Here is an 18,627-nt window from a genome sequence, read left to right as displayed (position 1 = left end):
ATTTTTGGGAAATATTTATCTGTCGGTTATTAAATTTAGGTTAAGTTATGAACACTAACTCTCTGAAAATCTACACCGTAGCCGAGGCCACCCGAAAGCTGGAATATTACTGCAGTTATCAGGAGCGCTGCCACATGGAAGTGGTGGAGAAACTCAAATCCATGAGCATGATTCCACAGGTTATTGATACCATCGCGGTACATCTTATCGAAAACAACTTCCTGAACGAAGAACGGTTTGCCTCGAGTTTTGCCCGGGGAAAACACAACATTAAGAAATGGGGGAAAATACGTATTGTTAATGAGCTAAAATTTCGCAACATCTCCAAATACAACATTGACAAAGCGCTAAAGGAAATCCCGCAAGCCGAATACCTGAACACGTTTCACGAACTCGCAGAAAAACACTGGGAATCCATATCCGAAAAAAACCTTCAGAAAAAGAAAAGAAAATTTTGCGATTTTTTACTCCGCAAGGGCTACGAAAGCAATTTAATTTTTGAAAAAGTAAACGACTTAGCCCAAGATTAATTATCTGGTCAGCAACACGCTAACCGCATTCCCTCCAAAACCAACGGCATTAATCAAAACATTGTTAATCGCCTTTCCTTCCGATTGCACAGGAACAAATGGCACTTCAATGAATTGCTGATGTTTCAACATCAACACCGCAAGTTCCAGACTAAGCAAACCGGAAGAGCCAAAAGTATGACCTATTTTCCACTTATTGGTGGTTAACAGCGGCAGGTTCTTTCCAAAAACCTTTTCAATGGCTTTGTACTCCGATAAATCCCCTTTAATGGTTCCAGGTGCATGCATAACAATCACATCTACGTCGCTTAAAGCCAAGTCTCCTAACGCCATTTTCATCGATCGCTGAAAACATTCCGCCTCAGTAGAAATCGAAATCCCGTGCTCCAAAACATCTGTCGCGTATCCGATCCCGGTAATATAGGCCAAGGCATTACTTTTTCTTCCAAGCTCTAACCCGGCAAGAGCCGCTCCTTCTCCTAAAACCATCGTATTACGCAACTTATCCAAATCCAAAGCGCGACACGGAAATGCCGTTTGCTCTTTAGAATAGATTTTCAAAGCCTGCATTTGCGCAATGGTAAAAGGCGTTAACGGCGCTTCGCTTCCACCCACCAGAAATTTATCCACCATTCCCGCCCGTAGCCAAGCCACGCCGTTCAACAAGGCATGCAAAGCCGTAGAACAAGTAATGGAATGCGATATTTCCGGGCCGGATGCTTTCAAATCATGAGCCACCCAACTGGAAATGTTTCCCATCGTAGTTGTAGGAGAGGCTAACGTTGATGTTTTTCCTGTAGTGATAAATTCCTCGTGATACTCTTCAAACAAACCGGTTGCGCCTCGAGAAGACCCGATATTGATCCCAAAAACATCATTTTCAACCCAGCCTGCTTGCTTAACCGCCTCACGAGAAGCCAACAAAGCATACAAAACCGAGTTGTCTAACGTTTTGTATTTATGATCCGACCGGCGCAAAGCCTCCACTTGCTCAAGAAGCTCACCAGGCAAAGCAGCCACATTTACCTTTTGAGTACCGATTTCTTTTTCAGCAATTAATGAATTGGACTTTAGATAAGATCCCCAAATTTGATCGGGTTGGCTTCCTAAAGGCGAAAAAGAGGCTAAAGCAGTGATGGCAATCGGTTCCAAGTTGTTGTTATTTTTTTGCAAAGTTAGCATTCTACCAATGCTTCTTCTATAGTTTGATAGATTTTTTCCAACTGCGCATCGGTAATGACATAAGGAGGCAAAATGTAAACAATATTCCCAACCGGGCGCAGGACAATCCCTTTTTCAATGAAGAAATTATAGAGTTTGTTTCGAAAACTTCCGTAATAACTCTGCTCCCCATCAACTTGAATTTCCAGCGCCAAAATCACACCTAAAACCCTTGTGGCAACAACCTTTGAATGATTTTTAATTTTCAGTTGAAATTCCTGATGCTTTGCATGAATACGAGACAAATTGGATTGCATTCCTTCCGATTCCAACAATTGCATACTCGCCAAAGCCGCGGCACAACCCGTCGGATTCGCCGTAAAAGTATGTCCGTGAAACAAGGCTTTGTTTACATTGTCATCATAAAAACCATCAAACAATTCTTGGGTAAAGGTCGTGATGGCCATCGGAATCGTTCCGCCGGTTAACGCTTTGGACAAACACATCATGTCGGGCTGCTCAGTCAAATAATCACAGGCGAAATTTTTTCCGGTTTTCCCGAAGCCGGTCATGACTTCATCGGCTATCGTAAAGACATTGTGTTTTTTGCAAAGCGCAATCAACGTATCCAACTCGGATGCTTCATACATCACCATTCCGGCTGCACCTTGGACCAAGGGTTCGAAAATAAATCCCGCAAAATCATTCGTTTTCAAGAGTGCTTCCAAAGCTTTATAACTCATCTCTTCGTTACCTTTTGTCGGCACGGGAATGCGAACCACTTCCAACAACGAGCCTTTAAACGCTTCGGTAAAAAAGGAAATCCCGCTGGCCGCCATTGCTGCAAACGTATCGCCGTGAAAGGCATTTTCAAACGCGATGATTTTGGTGCGTCTTTCGCCTTTGTTATAGAAATATTGTAAAGCTACTTTAATGGCAATTTCCACAGCGGTAGAACCGTTGTCCGAATAAAACAGTTTCTTTTGGTTGGAAGGAAGCAACTGCATGAGCTTTTCGGCGACCAAAACGGCCGGTTCATGTGTAAAACCTCCAAATAAAACGTGCTCTAAGGTGGTAAGTTGTTTGTAAATCGCATCGGCTATAAACTTGTTGGAATGTCCGTACGGATTGACCCACCAGGAAGCGATAGCATCAATATATTCTTTGCCGTTTTCATCCCACAATAAAGCGCCTTCTCCTTTGGTTATCGCGATATGAGGTTGTGCCGTTTTGTGTTGTGTATAGGGATGCCAATTGTATTGTATGTCTCTTTCGGAAAGATTCATTTCAAATCGAATTATGAGTTATGAATTATGAGTCATGGATTACTCCAGCTCCTGCAATGCTTTTTTAAACTTCTCGGCGTAATATCGAATTACATTGGAATCAAAATACGGTTCGTTTTCAATCCTTCCAAGCATTTTCAAACCGGTTTTTTTTAGGATAATGGCTTCGGATGACGGATTTTCGTCCCCATTGAAAACAATTCCGGCGATTGCTAGTTTTCTGTTTTGCAAAGCTTCAATGGTTAACAACGTATGGTTGATACTACCGAGGTAATGACGGGAAACCACCACCACTTTGTAATCGGGCTGGATTAGGTCGATGACGCAATCGGTATCGTTTAAAGGAACAAAAATACCGCCCGCCCCTTCCACCACCAAATGGTTCTTGGTTATGGGTTCTTTTATCTGTTTTAATTTGATGGCAACACGATCCAATTCGGCAGCCAGATGAGGACTTGCCGGCGTTTGAAGCGCATAGGCATTATCAAAAATTTTTGTCTTTGGATTCGAAAGAAATACTCGGATTTTATGGGAATCGGAATTCGTTAAATCACCGGCTTGAATGGGTTTCCAGTAATCGGCTTCCAAGGCTTCGGTGATGATGGCGGAAGCGATGGTTTTCCCCACATCGGTTCCTATTCCGGTAATAAACAATTTCATGGTTTGTCAAATTCAAAGTTACAGGCTTCACATTTGTATTTGTGTTTCGTATAAAAAGGCAAAACCAACAACACTATGGAAAATAAAAAGCTTAGTAACGATTTCAAGTCTTGTATGGTGGTGAAATAATCTACCTTGGTACTTCCGCAATTTGGACATTTTACAGCCTCACCGCTATCGTCTAACGAATAGGTACTGACAGCTTCCAGAATAGTCAATGCTTTTGGCTCGTCTTCCTGCCTTACAAAAAGTTTAACACCTCCAATCGCGTTGCTTACCATAGGATCGGTATCGATAGTCAGGTTATCCCGTAAAAAAACTTCTACCCCTTCTGATTCCAATTTACCTTTATAAATAATGGCTTCCGAGGTATACTGAAAACTCGCTACCTTTTTAAAGACTTCTTCTTCCATACGCATTTAAAACACAAAAGTACTCAATAACCGTAGTACTTCGGCAATATCTGCTTCGGTATTGTAATTATGCAGACAAAAACGCAAACGTTCCTGTCCTTCCGGCACAGTTGGCGACAAAATCGGTTTTACATCATACCCCTTTTCCTCTAGGGTTTTTGAAATAAACTTTACTTTTTCGTTTCCGGGAAGTATGGCGCACTGAATGGCCGACTTACTGTACACAAACATCGGTTTCAGCCCCAATCGAGTTTTCTCCTGATTAAACGCAACAATATTAGCCGTTAAAGCTTCTATTACTAATGGATTTCCGGACAATTGCTGGTAAGCCGTCAGAATGGTCGCTACAGCATGTGGGGACAATCCCGTAGTGTAAATAAAACTTCGGGAAAAATTAATTAAATAGTGTTTCAGTTCTTCGCTTCCAAGGATGGCGGCACCATGACAACCCAAACCTTTTCCAAACGTCATGATGCGGGCAAAAACGCTATCGTTCAACCCGAGACTTTGCATCAGTCCTTCTCCCTTTTTCCCAAAAACACCTAAAGCATGCGCCTCGTCTACCACCAAATAACAACCGTAATGTTCTGACAACGCAGCTAACTCTTCCAGATTAGGAGAATCACCATCCATGGAATACACCGATTCAATAACGATGTAAATGTTGGTGTTTTGACTCTGGAATTTTACGATTTTCGCTTTCAGATCCTCGCAATCGTTGTGCAGAAACTTGTACGCTTTGGCATTGGAAAGCTGCATCCCATCACGTATGGAAGCATGGATGAGTTCGTCATATAAGATAACATCGCTGCGCTGTGGCACACAACTGAAAAAACCGACATTGGCATCGTAACCGGAATTAAAGAGTAAAGCGGTTTCTGCCTGATGGAAGTTGGCAATAAAAGCTTCGGTTTCCTGATATAAAAAATGATTTCCGGAAAGCAGCCTTGAACCCGTTGCACCATTGCTTTTACAATTTTTCTCCAGCAGCATTTCATGGGTTTGGGCAAAAATAGCTTCCGATTGCGCGAAACCGAGATAATCGTTGGACGAAAAATCAATCAAAGTCGTTCCCTGAGTCAAACTTCGCAAGGCATTGCTTTGAACACGCTGATTTAATTTTTGGGTCAAAGACGCTGGAAATCGTTTCATATTAGTTTTTTTCTATCCATTTTGAATTTCCTTTTTCTGTAGCATCAAGCAAATCGATGTTTAATTTCCTGGCAACGTCATCGGCAAAATCCATAGCGGGTTGCTTTTCCTCGAAAGCGTACATTTTATAATGCTTATTCCCTTTGTACCATAAATTGGTTTCGAAATACTCTTTATCGTTTTTAAAGACTGAAACATATTCAAATTCTGGGGTGATTTTTACCACATCATGCGAGAACGGCCCCAGCAGATAGCGTGAAATTAGCCGGTCGGAATCAACATCAATCAAAATGTTTTTAACAACCGCAAATTTAAGCGCCTGTGCTAAAGAATACAGACCAATGCTGCAGGACAAAAATAAATTTTCAACGAAGGGTCCCAGAGAAACATCAAACGTAATGTAATAAATACACGACAACAGCAGGTAAAAGAAAATACTCAGAAAAACGGTAGCTAAAAAAACTTCATACCATGCCCGTTTTCCTTCGGATACCACCACCTCGAATTCAGAATTGTTATTTGTCATGCTTCAAAAATAAAAAAGCCTAACAAAAATTGCTAGGCTTTTCTTTTTATTTTACTCCGCACGATTTGATTCGCTTGGATCCAATTGTCTTAGTCGGCTAACACAATTATCGTATTGTCATTCATTTCGATTGTTCCGGATGTGATTGGCAACCAATAGGTTTGCTCGTTTACTTTGTTGAATTTCTCCACAAATTCTTTTGCAATCTTAATATTGGACCCTACGATTTTCACATTACCTTTTGCTAACAACGACACAATTGGCGCGTGGTTGTTTAACATCTGGAACTCGCCGTTTACTCCCGGAACCGCTACCGAGGTAACTTCTCCTTTGAATAAAGTGGCTTCTGGTGATACAATTTCTACAATCATCTTTTTAAGTTATGAGTTATGAGTTATGAGTTATAATTCGATGAGATGAAACTCATAATTTATAATTCCTAATTCATAATTAAAATTATGCTTCTGCTAACATTTTCTGTCCCGCTTCGATCACATCTTCGATGGTACCTTTCAAGTTGAACGCTGCCTCTGGTAAGTGATCTAACTCACCGTCGATAATCATGTTAAATCCTTTGATAGTATCTTTGATATCAACCAATACTCCAGGAATACCTGTAAACTGCTCGGCTACGTGGAACGGCTGAGACAAGAAACGTTGTACACGACGAGCTCTTGATACCGATAATTTATCTTCTTCAGATAACTCCTCCATACCTAAGATCGCGATGATATCCTGTAATTGTTTGTATTTCTGTAGAATCTCTTTTACTCTTTGTGCTGTGTTGTAGTGCTCATCACCTAAAATTTGAGGTGTTAAGATACGAGAGGTAGAATCTAATGGATCTACCGCTGGGTAAATACCTAACTCAGCAATTTTACGAGACAATACAGTAGTAGCATCTAAGTGGGCAAACGTTGTAGCCGGTGCTGGATCCGTTAAGTCATCCGCAGGTACGTAAACCGCCTGTACAGAAGTAATGGAACCTGTTTTTGTTGATGTAATACGCTCCTGCATCACACCCATTTCAGTTGCCAAAGTTGGTTGGTAACCTACCGCTGATGGCATACGACCTAATAATGCCGATACCTCAGAACCTGCCTGTGTAAAACGGAAGATATTATCCACGAAGAATAATACGTCTTTCCCTTGTCCTTCACCAGCTCCATCACGGAAATATTCAGCGATAGAAAGACCTGATAACGCTACACGAGCACGAGCACCTGGCGGCTCATTCATCTGACCGAATACGAAAGTAGCTTTAGACTCTCTCATACCTGGTTTGTCAACTTTGGATAAATCCCATCCTCCGTTTTCCATAGAGTGCATGAAATCATCACCATATTTGATAATTCCAGACTCTAACATCTCACGAAGTAAGTCATTTCCTTCACGCGTTCTTTCTCCTACTCCTGCGAATACAGAAAGTCCACCGTGACCTTTTGCAATATTGTTGATCAACTCCTGAATCAATACCGTTTTACCTACACCGGCACCACCGAACAATCCAATTTTACCTCCTTTTGCATAAGGCTCGATCAAATCGATTACTTTGATTCCTGTGAATAAAACTTCTGATGACGTTGATAAATCTTCAAATTTAGGCGCCGATCTGTGGATTGGCAAACCGTTTTCACCGTCTTTTGGCAAATCGCCAAGACCGTCAATAGCATCTCCGATTACGTTGAAAAGACGTCCGTAAATATCTTTACCAATCGGCATTTGGATTGGCGTACCCAAACCTACCACTTCCTGACCTCTGGATAAACCATCCGTAGAGTCCATGGAGATTGTACGTACCGTATCTTCACCAATGTGAGACTGTACCTCAAGTACCAATTTTGAACCATCATTTTTTGTAATTTCCAAAGAATCATAAATCTTTGGAAGCTCGGCGTTTTGTGTGTTGAAAACCACGTCAACAACAGGTCCGATAATTTGTGCAACTTTACCTGTAACTTTAGACATTGCTTATGTATTTATTAAACAGCTATTTACGTTTTATGAAAAAACCTCTTTTTTCAGAGCGCAAAGATAGTTTTTTATATAATAATAAACCAACTTAATTTTTGAATTTTTTGCAATAAAAAAGCGGATGTGAGAATCCGCTTTATATTTTATTCAACCGTAACCGATTTTGCAAGGTTTCTCGGCTGATCGACATTACATTCACGCATTACTGCAATATGATACGACAGCAATTGCAACGGAATGGTCGTCAACAAAGGAGTCAAAGCCTCTGCAGTATCCGGAATTTCGATGATATGATCCGCTAAATCTTTCACCTGAACATCACCTTTGGTTACCACTGCGATAATTTTTCCGCTTCGCGCCTTAATTTCCTGAATATTACTCACCACTTTATCGTAATGATTTTGTTTCGGTGCAATCACCACTACCGGCATTTGTTCATCGATAAGCGCGATTGGCCCGTGTTTCATCTCGGCAGCCGGATAGCCTTCTGCATGGATGTATGAGATTTCTTTTAATTTCAATGCTCCTTCCAAAGCCACCGGAAAATTATATCCTCTTCCCAAATAAAGACAATTCGGTGCATCTTTATAAATGGAAGCAATCGTCTTTGCTGCCTCATTGGTTTGCAATGCTTCCTGCACTTTTTCCGGAATCAATTCCAACTCCAACAAATAACGCTGGTAATCCGACTGACTCATCGTTCCTTTGGCTTTGGCCAAACGAAGTGAAATCAACGTTAATATAGTGATTTGCGTAGTGAAAGCTTTCGTTGAAGCCACGCCAATTTCAGGACCGGCATGGGTATAAGCCCCTGCATGTGTTTCACGTGAGATGGACGAACCGACCACATTACACACTCCGAACACAAACGCTCCTTTTTCTTTTGCCAACTTAATCGCTGCTAAAGTATCGGCAGTTTCTCCGGATTGCGAAATCGCGATGACTACATCGTTCGGATAAATAATTGGGTTTCGGTATCGGAATTCGGAAGCATACTCCACTTCCACCGGAATTCTTGCAAATTCTTCGAAAATATATTCCGCCACCAAACCGGCATGCCAGGATGTTCCGCAAGCCACAATTAAAATTCGGTTGGCGTTGGTAAACTTCTCAATATTATCCTCTACGCCTGCCATCTGGATAATTCCTTTATTGGCAAGTAAACGCCCTCTGTACGTATCTTTAATTACACTTGGCTGTTCGTAGATTTCTTTCAACATAAAATGATCGTAACCCCCTTTTTCAATCTGCTCCAAATTCATCTGAAGCTGTTGTATATAAGGATCAACTAACGAATCATCTTTTATCTTGCGAACTTTCATCGGCTTATCCAAACTGATAATCGCCATTTCCTCATCTTCCAGATAAATGGCATTATTGGTATATTCGATAAACGGAGAAGCATCGGAAGCCACAAAATACTCCCCTTCTCCAATACCGATAGCCAACGGACTTCCCAAACGGGCCGCCACAATCTCATCAGGTCGTTTCGTATCCATCACAGCAATTGCATAAGCTCCTACCACCTGATTCAAAGCTACTTGTACCGCCTTACCTAATTTAAGATTTTCTTTTTTCTGCACTTCTTCAATCAGGTTTACCAACACCTCGGTATCCGTATCGGACTTAAAGGTATACCCACGATTGATCAGCTCTTTTTTTAAAGGCTCGTAGTTTTCAATAATTCCATTGTGAATAATCACCAGTTCCCCGGAATTGGAATAATGCGGATGCGAGTTCACATCATTAGGCACCCCATGAGTTGCCCAACGGGTATGTCCCATACCCATTGTTCCGGTTAAGGTAATTTCTTTTTCGGCACGCACTTCCAAGTCGGAAACTTTACCTTTGGTTTTGGCCAGCTTGAAACCTCCGTTTTCACACAACACCACGCCGGCGCTGTCGTAACCACGGTATTCCAGTCTTTTTAAACCTTTAATAATAACAGGATAAGCCTGTCTGTGACCTATATATCCAACAATTCCACACATAGTTTAGTCGGGTTTTGTATAATAAATCTCTAATTTAAGTCTTTTTTCGAAATCCTCACTAGTCGGACTGTGTAAAACTGTTCCAAGCGGACTTACTACAGTACCCACTGGAACAACCCTTTTAGGAGTAACATTCGGAGCTGTTGGAGCCAGATATGCATTTGCATAATCATTAATATTTTCCGTTATGACAACGCCCAATTTAAAATTAGTCGAGTCGTTTTCAATACAGCTTCTCATATAATCGGTTATTCGTATCTTATATTTTAAACCTTTCCCGCTGGCATCTTCTTCCATTATTCCTCCATAACCACGCTTGTTATATTTCGGATTGGAAGCATTGGTAGTAGGATCAGCAAGATAATCCGCAATTGGTTTTTTGTTTTTGGCATCATACAGATAAATTCGTCGGGGTTCATTCATCCCGGACTGACCCATTTTTTGCTGATCGATATAAAATACCAGATTGGCTTCATTTATCATCCATCCTTTCGCGCGTATCTCCTCCAACATGTCCGGCACATCACCATCATCCGGCCCGTCGTTTCCGAAAAGTTTAATATAGGCTACAGATGTTTTATCCCCACCACCTCTTAAATAAAGACGTGAAGGATCATCAGGTGTGTCATTACCTCCAGCAAAAAAGTTAATTGTATTTCCAGACAAACTTAAGGTCATGGTTTTCCTCACTCTTGCAACAGGAGTCTCAGGATTACCATCATCTACACCGTCAACCTTGTATCGAATATTAATATAGCCTTTTGAAAAATCGAGCATAGCCATAGCCCATTGGTTCGCATCTATAGCTTCCACATCAAAAAACAAACCTCTGAAATACTCCCTGAAAGCATTGTTGTTAAACAATTTATCACTGGATGCTTCCAGAATTCTGTTGGTCATATACCCTTTATTAAGATTGATCCACATTCCAGGTGCAAATCGCTCTTTGATAACTCTTTTAGAGAGATTCGACTGATCTGCAGCAGGCAATACCACTCCTTCACTATCAACATACAACCCGGCTCCGTTAGTCTTATAAATAATTTTTTCTTTGGGACTGAAATAAAACCCGGTATTCTCGGCAGGATCAGTACTGTTATTCAGATAAGCACCATTGGTCGCGGGCTCATTATTAGCATCAGCCCCTAACAAATATGGTGTTACTTTACCTACTTCATTGGAATAATGACGTTGCGCCTCAATACCTCCATTTTCATTTGTAGCATAATCATTGAGATAATAGCCGTTTTCGTAAATTTTCAATCGGAATTTTGCCTGACCTCCGGTAAAAACAGAGTCCAGTTCGTAAAATCTGGATCCGTCCGAATTGGTCCCCTTTTGTGTACTGAAATAAGGCACGTACACCCATACAGAATCAATAGCAGGATTTGCACCAATTACAGGCGCATCATCGGTCAACGCAACCTGCGTAACAAATTTAGAACTGCGTGTCCCAAAAACCTCGTCTTTATAGATTCCTAAGGAATTAATACTCTGATTAGACAACATCAGATTATTGGATTGTACTGGCCCTGCAACGCTGTCGTAAGCCTCAACCTCAAACGATTCTTTATTCAGATCAAAGTGATTCTCCCCAACAATATCGGAACCGATCGTGTTAAATTCTTTATCACAGGACATAAAAATTATCGTTGTCATTAACAACGACAACCTTCCAAGCAATGATATTTTAGTCATATCTCAGTTTAAATTATAAAACGCTTTTTTTATAGAATTCTGTATAAGCTTCTGCAAACTTATCTTTGGGCACGAAAGGTAGAAAAGGTTTGCCCGAACTTTCTATAAATTTTGTTAAACTTGGCGACACCTCTTCCGAGGCGACAATCACGGCATCCGAATGCAAAATGGAAGCCTTCATGATGTTTTCGAAGTTAGGCTCCGATAAATCTTTAACAGACTCTTCCGGAACATTATCAAACATCACTTTATTCATCATGGTGGCATCTAAAGTTCCATCAAAAGACTGACTGTAAACAGAAGTAACGATTTTAGTATCCGCAAAAAGAGCTTCGTTTTTATAAAAATGCCTCATGTATACCGGCAACATCGCGGCCATCCAACCGTGCACATGAATAATATCCGGCACCCAGTTTAGTTTTTTTACGGTTTCCACCACTCCCTTGGCAAAGAAAATAGCTCTTTCATCATTATCGGGATAAAGCACCCCTTCTTCATCCGTAAAAGTTGCTTTACGTTTAAAATACTCGTCGTTATCGATAAAATAAACCTGAATGCGCTCTTTCGGAATCGATGCCACCTTAATAATCAAAGGCATATCCATGTCGTTCACCACCAAATTCATCCCAGACAAACGGATTACTTCATGTAACTGATGTCTTCGTTCGTTGATATTTCCATATCGCGGCATAAAAATTCGTATCTGACCACCCTGATCGTTAATCATTTTCGGCACGTCATACGACATTAAAGAAACCTCATTTTCAGCCAAGTAAGGCACCACTTCAGATGATACGTATAATATCCTCTTATCTTCCATTTGCAATTTTATTTTATTAGATAGGCACAAAAAACATGCAAAATTACAAAATTTTATGCAGTTGTTTAACAAAATAGTAATTTTGCTGTCCAATTTAAATTCGAAGAAAATGTTTGTCTTCACGAAAAAGTCAGATTTAAAGGCACATTTAGACCAAATAAAAACCGCTAAAGCCAAAATCGGATTCGTACCCACCATGGGTGCTTTACATCAGGGACACCTCTCTTTAATGAAGGAATCCTTAAAAAACAACGCCATAACCGTAGTGAGTATTTTTGTAAATCCTACTCAATTTAACAATGCGGAAGATCTGGAAAAATACCCACGTACGCTCGACAATGATGTGGCAAAAATCGAAACACTCTCCAAAGAGATTCTCATTTATGCTCCCTCCGTTGACGACATTTACGAAGGCAACACCAATTCCGCCTCGTTTGATTACGATGGCCTGGAATTTCAAATGGAAGGCGCACACCGTCCGGGTCATTTTGACGGTGTAGGAACTGTAGTGAAAAAATTGTTCGAAATTGTACAGCCCACCAACGCCTATTTCGGAGAAAAAGATTTTCAGCAGTTGCAAATCATAAAAAAGATGGTTCAGAAACACAAAATGCCGGTTAGTATTCACGGTTGCCCCATTCACAGAGAACCTAACGGATTAGCCATGAGTTCCCGCAACGAAAGACTTTCAGCAGAAGCACGGGAAAAAGCCGCCATCATCTACAAGATTTTGAAAAACACTAAATCCAAATTTGAAAAACACTCGGCCCAAGAAGTTGTGGCGTATGTAGAAAACGAGTTCAAAAAACATGCGGATTTCCAACTGGAATACTTTGAAATTGCCGATGAAGCCACCTTGCTTCCCTGCAAAAGAAAAAGCAAAACAAAGCATTATCGCGGTTTTATTGCAGTTTTCATAAACAACGTACGATTAATTGACAATATTTCATTAAATTGATATAACTTTGCATCATGTTGATTCAAGTTGTAAAATCCAAGATTCACCGCGTAAAGGTGACTGGAGCCGATTTAAACTACATCGGTAGTATTACCATAGACGAAGCGTTAATGGAAGCTTCCAATATTTATGAAGGCGAAAAAGTATCCATCGTAAACCTTAATAACGGGGAACGTTTGGAAACCTACGCCATCACAGGACCAAGAGACAGCGGTGAAATTACCCTAAACGGACCGGCTGCCCGAAAAGTACACAAAGGTGACATTATCATCATTATTGCTTACGGCACTCTTACCTGTGATGAAGCCAAAACGTTCAAACCGTCGATTATCTTCCCGAACGAAGAAGACAATTCCCTAAAATAGTTTTGAACGAAAAGGTAAAAAAAATACTAAGCATCACACTCCCACTTTTGTTGGGAGTTTTTTTAGTTTTTTATACCTACAACAAGTTTACACCGGAACAGCTTGAAGAAATGAAAGGCTATTTCAAAAATGCCGATTACCGCTACATTGTCATTTCCTCTGTTTTTTCCATCGTAAGTTTAGCTGCCCGGGGTTACCGTTGGCGTTACAGCCTCGAGCACATGGGCTACCTGTCCGATTTCAAAACCAATGTTTCAGCCGTTAACATCGGATACCTGATGAATTATACCGTACCTCGTTCCGGTGAAATTTCCAGGGCTTTGGTGTTAAAAAAATACAAAGACATTCCATTCGACAAATCTTTCGGAACTATTATAGCCGAACGCGTAATTGATTTATTCCTGTTGATAGGTTTCATTGTGACGGCACTGTTACTTCAGTTTGATCAGTTACAGACTTTTTTTACTTCTAAAATCCCTGTTGAAAAACTTATCTATTTGGGTATTTTCGGTGGCATCGGATGCATAACTGCTGTACTTCTTTTCATCTATTCCAAATGGAAACCCATACTTTTCATCAAAGAAAAAATAGCCGGTTTAATTGAAGGACTTTTGAGCACGTTCAAAATGCCGAACCGCGTTCCGTTCATGGTGTATACAGCGGTGATTTGGATTTCCTACGTATTGACTTTTTATTCCGCAATTTTCGCCCTGCCGGAAACCAGCGAAATAGGCTTTGGCACCATCGTGACCGCATTTGTGGTAGGCAGTCTGGCCGTTACTTTTACCAATGGCGGCTTTGGCGCTTTCCCGCTAATGATTGCCCAAATCCTTTTTCTGTATGGCATTCCGGAAACAGCTGGGACTGCTTTTGGCTGGATTTTATGGACATCTCAAACCGCATTAGTTGTCCTTTTGGGAGGACTTTCCTTTTTACTTTTACCAATACTGCACCGCAAGAAATAATTTACTATATTGCTGTTCCTTTTTAACAGCTAACTAAAGTAAATTATATGAAAACCAAATTACTGTTATTGTTTGCATTTGTAACAAGTTCTTTGTTTGCACAACGTTTTGACGAACCGTTTGAATCACAAAAACTAAACGGCCCACGCAATATTACTATTGTTTTACCACCTTCTTACGAATCGAATAAAGATAAAAAATATCCCATCTTCGTGGTTTTGGACAACGAATACCTGTTGGACCCTGTTATGGGCGTTATGAAATACGGTGCGTATTGGGACGATCTTCCTGAAGTAATTTTGGTGGGGATCAACCAAAACGGTGCCAACGAACGCGAATACGATTCACAGTTTGACGAAAACGGAATACCTACCGAACAAGGGGCGAAATTCTTCGAATTTATCGGGATCGAACTGTTGCCTTACCTTGAGAAAAAATTTCGAGTAGCGCCGTATCGTTTGATTGTCGGGCATGATCTGACCGCTGGTTTTCTAAACGCTTATTTATACAAAGACAACCCTGTTTTCAACGCTTATCTATGCTTAAGTCCGGATTTACCGGCGGAAATGGAAACCCGAATTCCGGACCGATTGAAAATCATGCAAAAACCGATTTTCTTCTATTTGGCAACGGCAGACGGAGATTTAAAGAAAGACCGCGAACGCATCAAGGTATTGGATGAAGGCGCTAAAATTGTAAAAACCGAATTCGTAAAATACAGCTTCGACGATTTCAAAAATTCTTCGCATTATTCGTTGGTTCCGAATGCCATCAACAGTGCGATTTACGCCATTTTCGATGGTTATCAGCCGATTTCGATGAACGAATTTCAGGAAAAACTGGGCAAACTGGACAAAGGCCACACCCAATACCTGATTGACAAATACACCGGTATTGAAAAAAAACTGGGCTTTATGCCGAAAATACGTTTGAGCGACTTCAAAGCCATTGAAGCCGCCATTATGAAAAACAAAAACTACGAAGATTTCAAACCTTTATCCGATTTAGCCAAAAAGCATTATCCAAAAGCGATGTTGGCCAACTATCATTTAGCCATGATGTACGACAACACGGGGGAACCTGCTAAAGCACAAAAAACCTTTATGTCTGCGTTTGGTCAGGAACCCATCCGCGATTTAACTAAAGACATGATGCTGGAACGTGCCGAAAACATCAAAGGACAACTGAAAAAAGGCAAAGAAAATCGTAAAAAATCAGAAGAAGAACTGCAGGAACAACCGGCGGAAACACCAACCGATGCCCCTGCTGAAACACCTACAGAAACTCCAGCCGAAGAACCAAAACAATAAAATGGCCAAACTCAAAACCTCTTTTTTTTGCCAGAGTTGCGGCACTCAATTTGCCAAATGGCAGGGACAATGTACCGCCTGCAAAGAATGGAACACCATAGTTGAAGAAATAATACAAAAAGAAGAAAAAGTTGCTTGGAAAACCGAAACCACCACGGTAAAAAAAGCACCCAAACCTTTAAAAATAAAAGAAATTGATTCTGCCGAAGAAATCCGGATGAACACCACCGACGGGGAGCTCAACCGGGTTTTAGGCGGCGGATTGGTTCCGGGTTCCCTAACCTTATTGGGTGGTGAACCGGGCATCGGTAAAAGTACCTTACTGCTTCAGATTTCCTTAAAACTTCCCTACAAAACCCTTTATGTATCGGGAGAAGAAAGCCAGAAACAGATTAAAATGCGCGCCGAACGAATTGACGCCAATACCGACAATTGCTATATTTTAACCGAAACCAAAACCCAAAACATCTTCCGTCAGATACAGGAAATTGAACCGGAAATCGTTATTATCGATTCGATTCAAACCTTGCATACGGAGTATATTGAATCGTCGGCCGGCAGTATTTCCCAAATACGGGAATGTACCGCAGAGCTGATCAAATTCGCCAAAGAAACCAATGTTCCGGTCATCCTAATCGGTCATATTACCAAAGACGGTACCATAGCCGGACCCAAAATTTTGGAACACATGGTCGATACCGTTTTGCAATTTGAAGGCGACCGCAACCATGTGTATCGTATTTTGCGTTCGCTCAAAAACCGTTTTGGCTCCACTGCCGAATTGGGCATCTATGAAATGCAGGGCGCTGGGCTGCGCGAAGTGGCGAATCCTTCGGAAATTTTAATCTCTCATAAAGAAGAAGAATTATCCGGAACCGCCATTGCCACCACCATGGAAGGCATGCGCCCTCTAATGATTGAAATTCAGGCTTTGGTTTCCACGGCCGTGTACGGAACCCCGCAACGCAGCACTACAGGTTATAATGCCAAACGCCTGAACATGCTTTTAGCGGTTTTGGAGAAACGGGCCGGTTTTCGTTTGGGACAAAAAGACGTTTTCCTGAATGTGACCGGAGGCATTTCGGTGGACGATCCGGCGATTGATTTGGCTGTGGTTGCTGCCATACTTTCTTCCAACGAAGATATTCCGGTGGGGAAAGATTTTTGTTTTGCTGCCGAAGTAGGGCTTTCCGGCGAAATCCGTCCGGTGAATCGGGTGGAACAACGCATACAGGAAGCAGAAAAATTAGGATTTTCGACCATTTTCGTTTCGAAATACAGCAAAATCTCCCTTAAAAACACTTTAATCGACATCAAAATGGTGGCGAAGATTGAAGATGTGGCGGAAGAATTGTTTGGCTAACACATCTGAAAACTATGAAAAAATCAAAACTTAGTGTACTTTTTTTTACGTTTTTCGCATTGATTGCTTCCCATTTCACGCAAGGACAATCCCTTGAATCGAACCCTCGTAAAGTATCCTTACCCAAAAAGGAAAACAATGCGTCGGAACAATACATTACCATCGACCTGCAACAAACGGAAGAGAACGGGATTACTCTCAATAGTTTTTTAAACGAACATTTTCTGAAATCACTGGAAGCCTATCCTAAATACTTAAAATCCATACCCGAAACCTACAGAAATATTCCAGCGCATGATTCCGTCTATTTTTTTACTGCCGAATGGCGTACCTTAAACCTTAATTATCAAGCCTATAAATCGGGTGATGTCACAAAAAAAGACCTTTTGGAATTGTATAAAAGTCAATACAAGGACACCCTTGGCTTTACAAAACAAAAGTATGACAACATTGCAATTTACGCAGTAGGTTTCCGGAAAAACAAGCAGTTTCTGATTGGTGACATGAACAAAAACAAAGATTTCGGAGACGATCATCTGTTTGAATACGATAGCAATTTCCGAAATACGGTTGAAGAAAATACCCAAATTTTAAATACTGTTAAAAGCTCCAATTACAGTTATGAAATAAAGATTGAGGAAAAAAAGCACCATTTTAATCGTAAATTCATTCTCTATCCGAATGTAAACAACCATTGGTGGCCCAACATTGAACCGAAGAAAAGAGGTTATTTTTCGTTATTCAGTTTATCGGATTATTGGAAAGGCGAAAAAACCATCAACGGGAAAACCATGAACATTGCTTACTTAGGCTACATGAACAAGTATGGAAAACTCTATGTAAAACCCAAAGAAATTCCGTCTAATCTTGGAGAATACGGTTTCGACAAACAATTTCTATACAATCTAAACGATTCCATCGTCATCAACAATTCCCTTTATGTAACGGATAGTGTGGCCACCGATATCGCTAAAGTCTATCTTCGAAAAGTAAAAGATGTTGCCAAAAATTACGGTACCAGAATCGGTTCGTACTTACAGGATTTCGAGTTTCAGAATTTGGACAACCAAACGATAGCCACACAAAACATCATTACCGAAAAACCATTCACACTTCTGGAATTCTGGGGTACCTGGTGCGGCCCTTGCGTAGCCCTAACGCCCGAATTGAAGAAAACACAACAAGAATTTGCTTCACAACTAAACATGATAAGCATTGCCGTGGATCAAGATGCGGAACGGGTCAAGAAATATGTCACAAAGAAAAAGCTAAACTGGACACAGGGATTCATCAAACAAGAAATCCCCAGAAAGAACAAAATTTTAGAAAACTTAGCCATTGACAGCTATCCAACACTGTTTCTTATCGATCACAAAGGAAGAATTTTGTACCGGGGTTATTCCGATTCCCTTGAAAGCATTAAAAATATTATCCGTAAACTAACTAAACCATAAA

18 protein-coding genes are annotated in these 18,627 nt (G+C 40.8%); 7 read left to right on the top strand and 11 right to left on the bottom strand.

The window, feature by feature from the left end; genetic code table 11:
• The first annotated feature begins 47 nt into the window (after positions 1 to 47).
• Entirely contained in the window at positions 48 to 530 is a 483-nt protein-coding gene (locus ABGT15_RS14465; protein ID WP_367232168.1) for a regulatory protein RecX, read from the top strand.
• Here ABGT15_RS14465 and ABGT15_RS14460 read toward each other — a convergent pair whose 3' ends face one another.
• The 11 genes from ABGT15_RS14460 to ABGT15_RS14410 form a co-directional block, all read right to left on the bottom strand.
• Positions 531 to 1,712 (bottom strand): beta-ketoacyl synthase N-terminal-like domain-containing protein, encoded by a 1,182-nt coding sequence (locus ABGT15_RS14460; protein WP_367232167.1) that lies wholly within the window; start codon positions 1,710 to 1,712, stop codon positions 531 to 533.
• Positions 1,706 to 2,977, bottom strand: a complete 1,272-nt coding sequence (bioA, locus tag ABGT15_RS14455) for an adenosylmethionine--8-amino-7-oxononanoate transaminase (RefSeq protein ID WP_367232166.1) — start codon at positions 2,975 to 2,977, stop codon at positions 1,706 to 1,708. Before bioA ends, ABGT15_RS14460 begins: the two co-directional genes overlap by 7 nt.
• Before the next feature lie 39 nt (positions 2,978 to 3,016).
• On the bottom strand, positions 3,017 to 3,637 hold the full coding sequence (bioD, locus tag ABGT15_RS14450) for a dethiobiotin synthase (RefSeq protein WP_367232165.1): 621 nt from the start codon (positions 3,635 to 3,637) through the stop codon (positions 3,017 to 3,019).
• A complete protein-coding gene (locus tag ABGT15_RS14445) occupies positions 3,634 to 4,050 on the bottom strand; it encodes a DUF2007 domain-containing protein (RefSeq protein ID WP_367232164.1) in 417 nt (138 codons plus the stop codon). Before ABGT15_RS14445 ends, bioD begins: the two co-directional genes overlap by 4 nt.
• 6 nt (positions 4,051 to 4,056) lie before the next feature.
• Positions 4,057 to 5,202, bottom strand: coding sequence for an aminotransferase class I/II-fold pyridoxal phosphate-dependent enzyme (locus tag ABGT15_RS14440; protein ID WP_367232163.1), 1,146 nt, complete (start codon positions 5,200 to 5,202; stop codon positions 4,057 to 4,059).
• 1 nt (position 5,203) lies between these two features.
• Entirely contained in the window at positions 5,204 to 5,728 is a 525-nt protein-coding gene (locus tag ABGT15_RS14435; protein ID WP_367232162.1) for a hypothetical protein, read from the bottom strand.
• A gap of 89 nt (positions 5,729 to 5,817) precedes the next feature.
• Positions 5,818 to 6,099 carry a F0F1 ATP synthase subunit epsilon gene (locus ABGT15_RS14430; RefSeq protein WP_367232161.1) on the bottom strand — a complete coding sequence of 94 codons (282 nt, stop codon included), beginning with the start codon at positions 6,097 to 6,099 and terminating at the stop codon, positions 5,818 to 5,820.
• Positions 6,100 to 6,184: 85 nt separating this feature from the next.
• A complete protein-coding gene (atpD, locus tag ABGT15_RS14425) occupies positions 6,185 to 7,696 on the bottom strand; it encodes a F0F1 ATP synthase subunit beta (protein WP_367232160.1) in 1,512 nt (503 codons plus the stop codon).
• Positions 7,697 to 7,845: 149 nt separating this feature from the next.
• Positions 7,846 to 9,693 carry a glutamine--fructose-6-phosphate transaminase (isomerizing) gene (gene glmS, locus ABGT15_RS14420; RefSeq protein WP_367232159.1) on the bottom strand — a complete coding sequence of 616 codons (1,848 nt, stop codon included), beginning with the start codon at positions 9,691 to 9,693 and terminating at the stop codon, positions 7,846 to 7,848.
• Between the two features lie 3 nt (positions 9,694 to 9,696).
• A complete protein-coding gene (locus ABGT15_RS14415; RefSeq protein WP_367232158.1) occupies positions 9,697 to 11,391 on the bottom strand; it encodes a DUF4270 domain-containing protein in 1,695 nt (564 codons plus the stop codon).
• Positions 11,392 to 11,404: 13 nt separating this feature from the next.
• Positions 11,405 to 12,211, bottom strand: a complete 807-nt coding sequence (locus ABGT15_RS14410) for a glycogen/starch synthase (protein ID WP_367232157.1) — start codon at positions 12,209 to 12,211, stop codon at positions 11,405 to 11,407.
• 109 nt (positions 12,212 to 12,320) lie between these two features.
• Here ABGT15_RS14410 and panC point away from each other — a divergent pair, with 109 nt between their 5' ends.
• Genes panC through ABGT15_RS14380 form a run of 6 tightly spaced genes read left to right on the top strand, consistent with a single transcriptional unit; the run spans position 12,321 to position 18,626 of the window.
• The gene (gene panC / locus ABGT15_RS14405) at positions 12,321 to 13,169 is read left to right on the top strand and encodes a pantoate--beta-alanine ligase (RefSeq protein ID WP_367232156.1); all 849 of its coding nucleotides are present in this window, start codon (positions 12,321 to 12,323) and stop codon (positions 13,167 to 13,169) included.
• A gap of 14 nt (positions 13,170 to 13,183) precedes the next feature.
• On the top strand, positions 13,184 to 13,534 hold the full coding sequence (panD, locus tag ABGT15_RS14400; RefSeq protein WP_367232155.1) for an aspartate 1-decarboxylase: 351 nt from the start codon (positions 13,184 to 13,186) through the stop codon (positions 13,532 to 13,534).
• Between the two features lie 2 nt (positions 13,535 to 13,536).
• Positions 13,537 to 14,499 (top strand): lysylphosphatidylglycerol synthase transmembrane domain-containing protein, encoded by a 963-nt coding sequence (locus ABGT15_RS14395; RefSeq protein WP_367232154.1) that lies wholly within the window; start codon positions 13,537 to 13,539, stop codon positions 14,497 to 14,499.
• 47 nt (positions 14,500 to 14,546) lie between these two features.
• Positions 14,547 to 15,809 (top strand): alpha/beta hydrolase, encoded by a 1,263-nt coding sequence (locus tag ABGT15_RS14390; RefSeq protein ID WP_367232153.1) that lies wholly within the window; start codon positions 14,547 to 14,549, stop codon positions 15,807 to 15,809.
• A 1-nt stretch (position 15,810) separates the two neighbouring features.
• A complete protein-coding gene (gene radA, locus ABGT15_RS14385; protein WP_367232152.1) occupies positions 15,811 to 17,172 on the top strand; it encodes a DNA repair protein RadA in 1,362 nt (453 codons plus the stop codon).
• Positions 17,173 to 17,186: 14 nt separating this feature from the next.
• Positions 17,187 to 18,626 carry a TlpA family protein disulfide reductase gene (locus ABGT15_RS14380; RefSeq protein WP_367232150.1) on the top strand — a complete coding sequence of 480 codons (1,440 nt, stop codon included), beginning with the start codon at positions 17,187 to 17,189 and terminating at the stop codon, positions 18,624 to 18,626.
• Position 18,627: the final 1 nt, after the last annotated feature.

Source organism: Flavobacterium enshiense (genome assembly GCF_040750275.1).
Classification (GTDB): Bacteria; Bacteroidota; Bacteroidia; order Flavobacteriales; family Flavobacteriaceae; genus Flavobacterium; species Flavobacterium enshiense_B.
This window is presented reverse-complemented; position numbering and strand designations above follow the sequence as displayed.